Origin of the sequence: Bacteriovorax sp. DB6_IX (assembly GCF_000447775.1) — a bacterium.
GTDB lineage: Bacteria > Bdellovibrionota > Bacteriovoracia > Bacteriovoracales > Bacteriovoracaceae > Halobacteriovorax_A.
The window spans coordinates 1-13211 of sequence record NZ_AUNJ01000338.1 but is presented as its reverse complement, the minus strand read 5'-3'; the positions used below and the strand labels follow the sequence as shown (position 1 = coordinate 13211).

Below are 13211 nucleotides of genomic sequence, written 5' to 3'. Positions count from 1 at the left end.
CTGTGTAGTCATCAGAGAAGAACTTCATCAAAGTCGGATGTTCATTGAACAAGTTCCAAAGAGGAGTTATCGTCTCTGTTAAAAAGCTTAAAATAAGCAAAGCATCGGAAGTCGATCTTACATAACCGTCTTCTTCAGAGAAATTATTAATTTTAATGATTGATTTTCTTTCTGTTTCAATGTGGTCTTTGATTCCGTTAAAATCAGGGAGTACCGATAATTCTTTAGCCATACATTTAAGTTACGTGATCGGATATCTTTGTGCAAGGTACAAAAGGTCATTTCGGCAACTTTCTTACCTATTACTTTTTATAAATTGCAAGTATAATGACTACTATATTTAAGGAGTAAAAATGATCAAAACTTGGCTCACTGACACGTTCAATATTAAGTATCCTATTATCATGGCACCAATGTTCTTAGTCTCTAGCAATGAAATGCTCATTAAGGCCGCGGAAGCTGGAATCATGGGATGTATCCCAGCCCTGAACTGGAGAACTCCTGAAGAGTTTGAAGAAGGTATTAAGGAATTGAAAGAGAAATGTCAGGGTCCTTTTGGAATCAATCTCATAGTAAACAAGTCAAATATCCATTTAAAAAAGCAAATTGATATCTGTGCTAAATATGTTCCTGTATTTTATCATTACTTCTCTTGGAAGTCCGGAGAAGTCATTAAGAAATGTCAGCCTAATGGAACAAAAGTCATCTGTGATGTTGTCGATGTCACTTATGCTCAAAAAGTAGAAAGTTTAGGTGCAGATGCAATTATCGCGGTCAACTCTGGCGCAGGAGGTCATGCAGGCCCAACTCCAGCAAGTATCCTAATCCCTCTCCTAAAAAAGAACTGTAACTTACCGGTCATTACAGCTGGTGGAATTGGAACAGGAACCGGTCTATTAAGCGCACTTAGCCTCGGCGCAGAAGGCGCTTCAATTGGAAGTCCATTTATTGCGACAGAAGAAAGTCCAGTTAGTCAGGAATATAAGGATGCAGTTGTACAGTATGGAGCTAAGGACATTGTACTTTCAACAAAGGTCTCTGGAACACCATGTACCGTGATCAATACACCTTATGTTCAAAAAATTGGAACAGAACAAAATATGGTCGAATCCCTTCTGACTAAGAACAAAAAGTTAAAAAAGTATGTGAAGATGCTGACATATTATAAGGGCATGAAACTTGTTGAAAATGCAGCTTTCGCAGCAACGTACAAGACAGTGTGGTGTGCAGGGCCTTCAATCGAGTTCATTAATAAGATTGAGCCAGTTAAAACAATTGTTGATCGACTAATTTCGGAGTACGAGGTTGCACTTGAGGAATTCAAGAACAAACTTAGTTAAATAATGCCATTACCAAAGATACTCAAATATCCAAATTTTAAGAGATTATATTATGCGGGCCTAACTTCTGAGTTAGGCTCTTTTATAACAGAGACTGCTTTAATGCTAACAGTCTTTGAACTCAGCGGTCAGAACAAGTCCTATCTAGGCCTTGCAAGAGCTGTCTTCTTAGTTTTCTTAACCTTAGGAAATCTTCTCGGTGGAGTTCTGGGAGAAAAATTCAACCGATGCGAACTCTTAAACTTTACAAACTACGCACGTATTCCCATCGTTATCAGTTTGCTAATTTTCAGTAACGTTTATTGGGTTATATTTGCTGATGGTATGATTGCATTTTTCACGGGAATATATAACCCAACCAGGCAAGCAATGGTTAATGATATTGTCCCACAGGATGATATTCCAAAAGCAAATGCACTCTTTGGTTCAAGCTTCGCAATCCTCCATATGATCGGTCCTTTTATTGGTGCTTTTCTCTATTCACACTTTAAAGGGATCACAGAGGTTCTCTCATTTGACTTACTCACATACTTTATTGGAATTTATCTCATTGGTACAATCACTTATAAACCACCAAAGAAAGACAACACGATAAAAACCTCTATCAGCTCTGATCTGATTGAAGGTATGAAATATATGGCACAAAAGAAAGAGGTCTTTGCTATTATTTCTAATACTCTTATCGCAGGGTTTTGCATTGGTTTCTTAATTCCCTTACTTCTGCCTTATTTTATAGAAGTGCTTCACATGGATGAAAGAGCATATGGTATCGCATTTTCGCTATTTGGTCTTGGAGGTGTTTTTGGAGGAATACTTAGTGAGAAGATCACAAAGAAATTCTCACTGGGAAAAGTTATAACATTCTGTATCTACATGGAGCCAGTATGCATGCTATTATGGCTACTCTTTCCAGGCTTCTATAATACTTTATTTATATTTCTCATTTGGGGACTTGTTGTCATTTTAAGGATGACTTCACAGCTCAACTTTATTTCACAAAAGGTTGAAACAAAATACCTCACAAGAGTTTTCTCTCTTGTGGATCTAGCTTTTGTCTTCCCTAATATTGCGAGTGGTATTATCGTCTCAATAATAGGTAATCAAGCAACAACCAACCAAATCTTAACAACAGTTTCTATTGTTTTTATTATACTAATTTTTCCACGTCTACTTTTTAAAGATATGCGCTTACTCTATAGTGCATCTAATGATAAAGTAAACAGAGATACTTCTGTTCAAGACCAATTGGAACAAGGATGAACCATGTCGGCAACTATTTGGCTACGTCACGAAACTAAGAAGAATGAAAAGAGAACCCCTCTTACTCCCCAAGATGCTAAAAAGCTCCTCGATCAAGGAGTTGAGGTCATCGTCGAAAAATCTCCTAACCGAATATTCAAGGATATTGAATACGCCGATATTGGCTGTAAACTAGTTGAAATGAATAGCTGGAAGACAGATGCTCCAAACTCAGAGACAACTTACATTCTAGGTCTTAAAGAACTTGAAGAAGAATTAGCTCCACTCAAACATCAGCACATTTACTTTGCCCATATTTTTAAAGGCCAAGATGGCGCCGAACAAGTCTTCAAAAGATATAATGAAGGAAGAGGAAAACTTTATGATCTCGAATTCCTTCAAAATGAATCTGGCCGAAGAGTTGCGGCTTTTGGATTTTGGGCCGGTTATATTGGTTGTGCACTAGCAGTAGAAACATATGCTCATAAACAAAAGAACCTTGGTACATGCCCGTTAAGATTTTATGAAAATAAAAGTGATTGGGTTGAGATTATAAAGGAAAAACTCAGTGGATTAGATCTTCCTAAAACAATTGTCATAGGAGCCCTAGGACGATGTGGAACAGGAGCCAGAACACTCCTTTCAGATGTTGGTCTAGATGTCACATCATGGGACTTTGAAGAAACCAAGAAAGGCGGACCATTTTCTGAAATTATGGAACATGACATTTTCATCAATACTGTTCTCATGACTAAGAAAATTGCACCTTTTATAAGTCCGGAACTTCTTAATACCGAATATAATTTAAAAGTCATTAGCGACGTCAGTTGTGACCCAAATAGTGAATTAAACCCTATTCCAATTTATGATCAGCATACGACATGGTCACAACCAGAGCTTAATATTGATAAGTTATCAGTAATTGCAATTGATAATCTTCCCTCAGCTCTACCAAGAGAAAGCTCAGAAGATTTTTCAGAACAGCTCATTCCTCATCTCTTAGACCTATGCCTAAAGGGACAAGAGAGCTATACTTGGAAAAATGCTGAAGAGATATTTAGAAAGAAAATGAAAGAAAGCTTATAAAAAAGGCCGCTTAATGCGGCCTTCTTTTTTATAATAGTCCACCTCTTCTAAGAAGTGCATCTGGTGTTGGTTCTTGACCCCTAAACTTCTTATATAGCTCCATTGGGTGTTCTGTCCCACCTCTTTCAAGAATATTCTCTCTGAAACTATCAGCTGTTTTCTTGTCAAAGATTCCATTATTTTTAAATACTTCAAAAGCATCCGCATCTAATACTTCAGCCCACTTATAACTATAGTATCCAGCAGAGTAACCACCAGCAAAAATATGTGAAAATGCTGTTGATGTACAAGTTCCTTCAACTTTAGGAAGTAATCGCACACCACTCGTTGCTTCTTCTTCATGTTCAGCAACATTTGATATAGAACTTGGGTTCTTTGAATGCCAAGACATATCAAGGAGAGCAAAAGAAAGTTGTCTCAAAGTAGCACGCCCTTCACCAAAGTTAGCACTTGCTTTTAACTTTTCTACTAATTCTGCAGGAATGAGTTCACCTGTTTCATAGTGCTTAGCAAATAAATCAAGACACTCTTTTTCAAAGGCCCAGTTTTCTAAAATCTGAGATGGAAGCTCTACAAAGTCCCAAAATACATTTGTTCCTGCAAGAGTTTCATACTTACACTTAGAAAGCATACCGTGTAACCCATGTCCAAACTCATGGAATAAAGTTGTGACTTCATTAAATGTTAATAGTGATGGTTTACTATCAGTTGGTTTTGTAAAGTTACAGACATTGGCAACATGTGGTCTAACATCTGTTGACCCGTCCATATGTTGTTCTCTAAAAAGAGTCATCCAAGCACCACCTCTCTTAGAAGGTCTTGGGAAATAGTCACCATAAAAAATTGAGACATGGTTTCCATCAGCATCTTTTACTTCATAAGTAATAACATCCTCGTGGTACTTAGGAATATCTGTTCTTTCTTCAAAAGTAAGCCCAAATAGTTTATTAGCTACTTTAAAAACACCATCAATAACATTTTCCAATTTAAAGTATGGCTTGAGCATCTCATCATCAATGCTGTATTTCTCTTTCTTTAGCTTCTCGAAGTAATAAGCATAATCCCATGATTGAAGATCCTCGATCCCATCTAGTTTTTTTGCAAATTCTTTCACTTCATTAATGTGATCTTGTGCTGCTGGGAAAGCCTTGTCTTTAAGGTCATTTAATAAGTTAAAAACATTATCTGCCTTTAAAGCCATTCTTTGTTCAAGAGTAAAATCAGCATGAGTGTTGTACCCAAGAATCTGTGCTCTCTCATGTCTTAGAGTTGCAATTCTTTTAACAATCTCTTTATTGTCTCTTTCATTACCTTTGCACCCACGTGTTCCCATGGCCTTAGCAAGTTTCTCTCTCAAAGATCTATTCTTTGCATAAGTTACAAATGGAATATAACTTGGGTAATCTAATGTAATAACCCACTTTCCTTCATGACCTTTCTCTTTAGCCGTCATAGCAGCTGCTTCAATAGCCCCCTCAGGTAGTCCATCAAGATCTTCAACAGAATCAAGAATCATCATGAATTCATTTGTTTCTTTTAAAATATTATCTGAAAACTGAACTCCTAGCTTTGATAATTCCTCATCAATACTTTTAACCGCAGTCTTTTGCTCTTCATTTAAAAGAGCTCCATTACGAACAAAATCCTTGTAGAATTTTTCAAGTAATGTCGTTTGCTCAAGAGTTAAATCTAAAGATTCTTTTTTGTCATAGACACCTTTAACTTTAGCAAATAATCCTTCATCCAGACGAATTGAGTTTGAGTGAGAAGTTAACTTAGGTGAAAACTCTTTCGCAATCTCTGTCATTTCATCATTAGTATTTGCAGAGTTTAGATTAAAGAAAACAGCTGATACTGAACCTAGCATTGCTCCTGATCTCTCAAAAGCTTCAATAACGTTTTCAAACGATGGCTCATCAGTATTGTTTTTAATTGCTTCAATCTCTTCTTTGTGTCTTTTCATAGCTTCTTCTAAAGCCGGTAAGTAATGCTCATTTGAAACCTTATCAAAAGGCACTGTTCCAAATGGCGTATCAAAATCATTAAAAAATGGGTTACTCATACTTTCTCCAATTTTCTTTCTGCATATAGAGTAATACAGTCAAAATAGTCCAAATAATTAAACAAATTCCTAGTATCGCGTCAACCCAAAATGGGACCAAAACAAAGAGTAATATCGCGGATATCAGCATTTTTGAGGCCCTATAGACGATCATATCGACAACATATTTAGCACCAAATTTCTGAACTTGTGTTAAAGGGAAATAAAGCATCTCTTTTGCGGTAGAAAAAAGTGAATAATCTAGACCTTTATAAATAATAAATAGTATGGCCACTGGCGTAAACGAGCCTTTAAAAGTGATTGTTCCAATAAATAGCATTGAAAATATTAATGGAATTGATACATGCAATGACCTTACTTTAACTAATTTTAATATGATTGGAATGAGGAAGACTTGAAAAGAAAAGCTCACAAAATTGATTGCAGAATAAACCTTCCCTAAGAAAGCTCCTTTTCCCTCTGCTCCAAAGACATGTCCTTCTAAACCAAGATTAAACTTATAATTTGCCAAGTTAATAACAAACTGTGATAGAGCAACAATTGAGGCCATTAAAATAATATATTTTTTTACGTCAGAAAGAGAGGCCAGTGGACTTGTTTTTTCTTTCTCTTCTTTCTTATGAAGATATTCACCCTTTGTTATAGCAAAAAGAAATAATGTTAAGAAAACAATAACTGTCCCCAAAATTCCAACCGAAAACAGACCCCAGCCTTTTCCAAAAACACTATTCACATAAGGGATAATATTTGACGTTGCTAATCCTCCAAGAACACCACCAAGACTTCCAAGCGCACCAAGTGGTCCATAAGTTAATTTAGCAACAGAATAATCAACCTTAGAATTTAAATAACCAATTGAAAGATGAACCAATAAAATTATATAAACTTCTTTCCAGATATAGTAAGGAAAGGCCACAAACTTATACCCCATGATGTAGAGGACGTTGCAAACCAAGAACAAAACGGTTGTTAAAACAGAGATATTAAAATAAAGAAAATAGACACTATGCTTTTTTTGCCAACGATTAAAGAGTGTAACAGATATAGAAAGAGCTACGACTGAAAAGATCCAAACCCAAGGTGTATTCTTTGCACCGTAAAAGTCGACAAAAATAGCCGTTGATGCCGAACGTATCATTGGGTAGGAAAAAAGAATCGCAAAGAGATTCAAAGCAACTAAGACAATCGGTCTTCTCTCTTGGATATCAAGATTGATAAACTCTTTATGAATTTTTTTAATCGTTTCTAAGATCATTAAGGAACTACTGTTAAAAAATATGTGGTTGTATTTTGACCATTTGAATTCTGTATATCAATTCCAGTTCTCGTGGACTTTTTATTTCTTTTGTTATTTAGAGAACGAGAGATGCTACCAACATTAAGCCACTGTCCAACTTGTATAGATGCCTCGGATAAAATCATTGTTGAGCCAGAGTCCATGAGAGAAAATCCTAGTTCGTAACCACTAGGAGACCTTCTACACATAACTTTCAAACTATTATTATCAAGAGAAAGGGTTCCTGCCTTTCCTTCCATCAAGAGAATATCCATTGAGGAAGTCTCTTGCATATTTTCAAGACTTGATCTTATATCAAGATTTGTTCCGGCCTCAATTCCCTTTGAACTTAAATTTTCCAGAGTGACCTTCTTTAATCTAATTTTACACGATCTACGTGTTCCCTGGCTTGATGTATAATTTGAAGTCAGACGGTAGTTCATCGACATAAACTTATTAATCAACTCTCTTCTGTACTCTTTCACTGCTACAATTAAGCAATTAGTTCTTGAATCAACAAGGACATCTTCTCCTTCAATTAAGAGGGTCTCTAATTCTTTCTTGGCTTTAAAAATAGATTGGTTACTTTGGAGGCAAAAAGTTGTTGCCAAGCAAAGACTTGGCAACATTATGAGAACTAAAACTAATTTAGTGATGATCTTCATCGAGGTACTTATCACCTTTTTGACCTTCCATGAACTCTTCGGCTGATTTGAATTCACATAGATCAAGTGTCGTTTTAAAATTAAAACCTTCTGGTAATTTTCCCTGTTTATTTAAGTCGTCGCAAGAACAAGCAAGATTTTTCATAAATTCAAAAAACTTTACACTTGTTTCAGGACTCATAAGATGTTCCATCATACATGAGTCATGAGCCGCAACATCCTCATCAACTCCTACGAAGTCTTTGAGGAAATAGTATAGAAGAGTTCTTGAAGAAAGAATTCTATGAACTTCGTCATGTCCTTCTTCAGTAAGTAGAAGGAATTTTGTATCTTCCTCTTCCTTTACTAAACCTTTCTTTTTGAGATTATTTAGAGCCGTAGACACACTTCCCTTAGTTAAACCTAAGTCTCGTGCAATATCAGTTACTCTAGCGTAACCACGATCTTCTCTTAACTTATGAATAGTTAGAAGATAGTGAACCATTGAATGTGAGAGTTCAGCTTCTCGAGCTTTCTTTTCCGTAGTCATATGCTCAACTTTAACAAGAAGGCCCTTTTTTTGCAACTTAAGCATGAGCTATGTCAATTATTTGTTGCAGTAGTTTTCTAGCACAAGAGGGTCGTAACTAGCTATAAGTAGCTAAAATTACGATAAATTACAGTGGCACTTTATGCACACTCTACTCTCAAAGTTGCGCAACGTGCTAAAATCAATTAAGTACTTAATTTAACTCGAGACAACTTATGAAATCACTAAAATTTCTACTTATATTACAAATTTCTTATGGGCTCCTTGCTCAGGACTACGCTGCTCCAACGGCCAAGGACGTAGAAAATGGAAATATCACCGATCAAGAAAAGATCATCATGGAAAACTATGAACATGGTGGTTACCTTCAAAGAAACTACGAAGAAGAACTTAAGAAAGAATGTGATGCCCAAGGTTTGAACGATGCTCGATGTCGCTCTATGGCAAGAGGCGGAAATGCGACCAGTGGAAAGAAGTTTATGGGGTTAAGCCCAGCCATGATGAAAGCTGTTGGTAAGGCCTACGCCATGGTCGTTGGGATGACAGACATTGGATCAAAGATTGTGACAAATCCAAATGGTGAATGGAATATCTCCAAGCTTAAGGGTGATGAAGAAAAGAAAGATGCGAATCAATCTAATTCAAATTCTCAAGAGAATAGTGCCAATGGCGATGATGCAAAACCAAAAACAACACAAGAATCAAATACAAATTCGACAGATGATACCAATTCAAAAACTGCTGATGACTCTGGTGATAAAGCTGATGAAAACAGCGAAGAAGAGATGGAAGACTACTGTCGTCTAATTGCAGTTGGTGTCGAAACAGTAGGACCTTTCTTTAATCAAAAAGAAGAAGAATTCATTATGAATAGTCCAACAAGAACAGAAACAGCACAAGTAACTGCCCTTCACAAACAAGCTAGAGCGCATGGTTCAAGAGCGAAAGGTCTAAAATTGCAAATTACAGGATGGGGTGCAACGACTGCTTGTTACACAGCAATGATGGCCGGTCCAGCTAGTGCGACATCATGGCAAAATTATCTTAAGCTGGGAGCCTCTGCCCTAATGTGGAGATATTACGAGTGGGAAAAAGGTGTTCACAAGGATGCTCAAGATACACTCAATAGAGTTGCTAGTAAGCTAAAAGGCTCTGGAGACTGTAACCCTGTTTCAGACAGAGATTGTTACTGTGCTCAACCAGAGACACAGAACGATGTAAAATATTGTATGCCTCAGATTAGAGATAGAATGGGGCAATCTAATGACTATCAAGTTTCTTGTATTAATGATCAACTAAAAGAAGATCCAGCATGTCAGTGTGTGGCGACGGATACATGTCTTGATAAGACAATCAGAAATAATTTAGAATCAATGCACATTCCTCAAACGGCTTCAAATAAGCTCAATCCTTTTTTCCAACTGACAAGAGGAACAATAAAGCCAGGTTCAGATGATCTTAATGTCGACACTAGCTCAAATAAAGTATTCGCTACGGCTAAAGATCTTCTAAGAGACAATGCTGATAAAGTCTCTCTTCCTATCAATACTTTAAGTGATGATGAAAAGAAGCTAGCAAATGAACTCGAAGCAATGGGTATTCCTAAAACAGCGGCCATTGGTCTTAGTGGGATGAAGCTCGGAGATGGTGGAAAGAAGGTTGCAGATTCATTTAGCAAAAGAAGTGGAAAAACTTATAAACTATACAGCGGTGGAAAATATAAACCACGCTCAAAATCAAACTCTCTTTACTTCTCTGGAGGTAAAGGAATTAATAAAACAAAGAAAACAGAAAAGACAAATCAGTTTGCTAATATTATGAACAAGCTAAAGCGAAATAATAAAAAGGGAGCAAATGCTTCTGATGCTAATGTTCTAAGATTTGCGGAAAGGGCCAGTAAGAGTGCCCAAATCACAAAAGATAAATCTGAGGATATCTTTAAAATTATTTCGAGAAGGTATCAAGTAACAGCAAGAAAGAGATTAGAAGTTAAATAAGACCACAAACTAATAAGGAGTTTTTCATGGAAGAAAAGCTAACACCCCCAATTCTCCTATTTGATTCAGAATGTCCACTTTGTGTGAGATTCAAAGATTCTCTAACAATGCTTGAAGGCACTGAAATCATTACGGCCGTAAGTATCCATGACGATGAAGTCTACAAGCAACTTCCCTATTTAAATAAAGAAGAGTGTATGTTAAAAGTTCATTATATTACGAGTGACAATCAAGTCCTCGTTGGTGAAGAGGCCATTGAACATCTCATTAAGCTCTTTCCTCTGGTACACAAATTCTCATGGCTCATCGAGTCCAACATGGGTAAGAAAGCTGTTGACTACTTTCACAGCATGACCAATAAATATAGAAAGACTTTGATAAAAAAATGCCCTTCTTGTACGAAGTAAATAATTACCATGGAGCCTTCGTTGTTAGACTATAGTAAGACACTTATTATTATTCCTACATATAATGAAATCGATAATATCGAGAGAATGATCAACACTGTTTTTGGACTTTATAATGATATCTCTCTACTTATTATCGAAGATGGTTCTCCAGATGGAACAGCTGATGTCGTTAAAAGAAAACAGTCTGAATATCAAAACCTTCACATTATTGAGAGACAGGGAAAACTAGGTCTTGGAACAGCTTATATCACAGGTTTTAAATGGGCCCTCGAAAGAGACTATGAGTTTATCTTTGAAATGGATTGCGACTTTTCTCATGATCCCAAGGCCGTTGCTGATCTTCTAGAAGCTGCTCAAACAAATGACCTCGTCATTGGTTCTCGTTATATTGACGGCATTAGAATCATCAACTGGCCATTTCACAGACTCCTACTTTCGTACTGTGCTTCAATCTACACTCGCCTAGTAACGAATATCCCAGTGTTTGATACAACTGGTGGATTTAAGTGCTTTAGTAGAAAAGCACTCTCTTCGCTAAATCTTGATAATATCATTGCCAATGGCTATATCTTTCAACTTGAGTTGAATTATAAAGTTTGGTCAATGGGACTTAATGTAAAAGAAGTACCAATTATCTTCTATGAAAGAAGAGATGGTGAATCAAAGATGGGCGGAGGAATTATCTGGGAAGCTTTCTTTGCTGTTCTTAAACTAAAGTTCTTAAATATTTTTGGAAAGCTAAACTCTTAACTAAAAATACTCATTTGGCCTATGTAATAGCTCAAGACATTTTTTTTGAGGATTTTTATAAACATTATAATCTTTTAGCTCTAAAAAGAGCTCTGTACCGTCTGATGAACAATTTGCAATAAGCTCACTCATTGTTGTCGGATTAAACGGTCCAATACGTCCGGACTGATTTTTTTCAAGAATTAAAAAGTCATACGAATCAAAGTGCTTTGAGTATAAAACAGCTTGATAGATATCCATATTTGGTTTTAATAATCTTGGAATCACTCCCCCTGTTGCAAGAATACGACTCCCCTCATTGTTTTCTAAAAGCTCTTCTATTTTCTTAGTTTGAGCCTCTTTATCAGAGGTCATTAAACAGTACTTATCGCTATTCTTCACAATTCTTTTTACGCTTCTTGTATGTCTCCCCATCCCTGCAAGAGCAACAAATAGGCACATGGTAACAACTACTTTTCTATTATCGAATAAGGTTTCCTTATTGAGAAAAACACATACAGCAATAATAGGGGCCAATAACATACTTGAATAGTGATCTCCTATTAATTGCATATAAACTTGTATTGCAACAATAGGTGCTAAAAATAAAAGAGCGTAGATAAATATTCTTTTATCATCATCACACTTAGACTTCTTTACTAAATAGAGAAGAGGCGTAAAAGGAAGATATAGCTTAAAAAGATTTTTAATAATCTCATAATTAAACACTGCTAAAATCGACCCCACAGGATCTGCAAAGAAACGATCAGTGATTCGCCCACTATAACTAACTGTTTGATGATCTGAAAGAAGATGTCTTAATTTTAATACATAGAGAAGCCAAGCCCCACAAATAAGAAGTAAAGTTACCGCGACCTTCTTCCTCTTTTCAAAAACAAGAAGATAAAATGATACACAAATTATCGCGATGGGAAAAATCTCTTTATACGTGAATAAGAAAATTGACGATAAAATAATTTTATTATCATCCTTCTTCAATAGACTTGAAAATAAAATGAGAATTGGAAAAGTTGTCCAAGTGGTAGGATGAATTGGAAACTGTAAACCTTCACTAATACCTTTTGAGAGTAGAATTAGTGCCATATAATACGCTAATAAAAAGTTGTTCGAGCGCCCTCTACAATAGAGGTAAACCGCTGGAGCCAGTAATGCCATAACATAAATAAAGATAGCAGTATTAACACTAGTGTAGCCAAAATAATTTAACCCAAAGAGCCCCCAAGTAAATTATAGGATCAAAGTGATCATTCAAGATTTCGACATTACGAACAGTAATATAAGGATTTAAATCGAAGTTATAAGCAATTTGATAAAAAGCCTGCTGATAGATACTAAAGTCACTTGCATGAAAACAATTAAAAAAAGAGCTCTTGACCACAAATAGGAAGGGAATTAGTAAAAAAATAATTGATATTACTAAAATCAAACACCTATGGGTTCTATCACAATTCGACATTCAGCCATTTACCTATTAAAGCTTCTTCTTGAAAAAATTGGCCTGTTAAATGGTTCTAAAATCATTAAGTAGAAGATCCAACAACCACCAAACTCAAGAATCTCACCTGGTTTATGACCGACAATAAGTTGAGATAATCCAAAAAGAGTTAGATAAGCGATAATATGTGTATTTTTAGGAATTGGTACGGCAAACTTATCTACAAGTTCCTTAATCTTCTCTACTTTACGATAAAGTACAGGAAGTATTAAAAAAATAAATAACTACACATATAGTAAGAAATAGACCAAAAATCAGTTTATTTATTTTTGTTCCACCGACTACGAGATTATGAAGATTCGTTTCCCCTTGAGAATTATTTTTTGCAAAGAACTCAGGTATGTGCCAATTAAATATTCTTT

The 13211-nt window shown here is 35.9% G+C and carries 12 protein-coding genes; 6 read left to right on the top strand and 6 right to left on the bottom strand.

All coding sequences use genetic code 11. The features are described 5' to 3' along the window. A partial coding sequence (locus M901_RS10320) for a hypothetical protein (protein WP_034721739.1) occupies positions 1–232 on the bottom strand: 232 nt, incomplete at its 3' end. A gap of 121 nt (positions 233–353) precedes the next feature. On the opposite strand from M901_RS10320, the gene M901_RS10315 reads away from it, so the two are divergent. Genes M901_RS10315 through M901_RS10305 form a run of 3 tightly spaced genes read left to right on the top strand, consistent with a single transcriptional unit; the run spans position 354 to position 3665 of the window. Next, complete coding sequence (locus tag M901_RS10315) at positions 354–1340, top strand: nitronate monooxygenase family protein (protein ID WP_021278139.1); 987 nt, start codon at positions 354–356, stop codon at positions 1338–1340. A 3-nt stretch (positions 1341–1343) separates the two neighbouring features. Next, positions 1344–2600 carry an MFS transporter gene (locus tag M901_RS10310; RefSeq protein WP_034721737.1) on the top strand — a complete coding sequence of 419 codons (1257 nt, stop codon included), beginning with the start codon at positions 1344–1346 and terminating at the stop codon, positions 2598–2600. 3 nt (positions 2601–2603) lie between these two features. Continuing rightward, positions 2604–3665, top strand: a complete 1062-nt coding sequence (locus M901_RS10305; protein ID WP_021278132.1) for a saccharopine dehydrogenase — start codon at positions 2604–2606, stop codon at positions 3663–3665. A 28-nt stretch (positions 3666–3693) separates the two neighbouring features. Here the strand turns inward: M901_RS10305 and M901_RS10300 are convergent, their stop codons facing one another. From M901_RS10300 to M901_RS10285, 4 genes are read right to left on the bottom strand one after another with little or no spacing between them, the layout of a single operon-like run. Beyond that, entirely contained in the window at positions 3694–5727 is a 2034-nt protein-coding gene (locus M901_RS10300; RefSeq protein WP_021278141.1) for a M3 family metallopeptidase, read from the bottom strand. Continuing rightward, positions 5720–6982 carry a membrane protein gene (locus tag M901_RS10295; RefSeq protein ID WP_021278133.1) on the bottom strand — a complete coding sequence of 421 codons (1263 nt, stop codon included), beginning with the start codon at positions 6980–6982 and terminating at the stop codon, positions 5720–5722. Before M901_RS10295 ends, M901_RS10300 begins: the two co-directional genes overlap by 8 nt. After that, complete coding sequence (locus tag M901_RS10290) at positions 6982–7668, bottom strand: hypothetical protein (protein ID WP_021278136.1); 687 nt, start codon at positions 7666–7668, stop codon at positions 6982–6984. Before M901_RS10290 ends, M901_RS10295 begins: the two co-directional genes overlap by 1 nt. Continuing rightward, positions 7652–8242, bottom strand: coding sequence for a metal-dependent transcriptional regulator (locus M901_RS10285; protein ID WP_021278140.1), 591 nt, complete (start codon positions 8240–8242; stop codon positions 7652–7654). Before M901_RS10285 ends, M901_RS10290 begins: the two co-directional genes overlap by 17 nt. Before the next feature lie 170 nt (positions 8243–8412). Here M901_RS10285 and M901_RS10280 point away from each other — a divergent pair, with 170 nt between their 5' ends. The 3 genes from M901_RS10280 to M901_RS10270 are packed head-to-tail and all read left to right on the top strand — an operon-like array spanning position 8413 to position 11354. Continuing rightward, positions 8413–10194 carry a hypothetical protein gene (locus M901_RS10280; protein WP_021278138.1) on the top strand — a complete coding sequence of 594 codons (1782 nt, stop codon included), beginning with the start codon at positions 8413–8415 and terminating at the stop codon, positions 10192–10194. 26 nt (positions 10195–10220) lie between these two features. Then, complete coding sequence (locus M901_RS10275) at positions 10221–10601, top strand: thiol-disulfide oxidoreductase DCC family protein (RefSeq protein ID WP_021278135.1); 381 nt, start codon at positions 10221–10223, stop codon at positions 10599–10601. A gap of 21 nt (positions 10602–10622) precedes the next feature. After that, positions 10623–11354, top strand: coding sequence for a polyprenol monophosphomannose synthase (locus M901_RS10270; RefSeq protein WP_021278137.1), 732 nt, complete (start codon positions 10623–10625; stop codon positions 11352–11354). Here M901_RS10270 and M901_RS10265 read toward each other — a convergent pair whose 3' ends face one another. Further along, positions 11355–12509, bottom strand: coding sequence for a DUF2079 domain-containing protein (locus tag M901_RS10265; RefSeq protein WP_081653425.1), 1155 nt, complete (start codon positions 12507–12509; stop codon positions 11355–11357). It abuts the gene before it with no gap. Positions 12510–13211 lie beyond the last annotated feature (702 nt).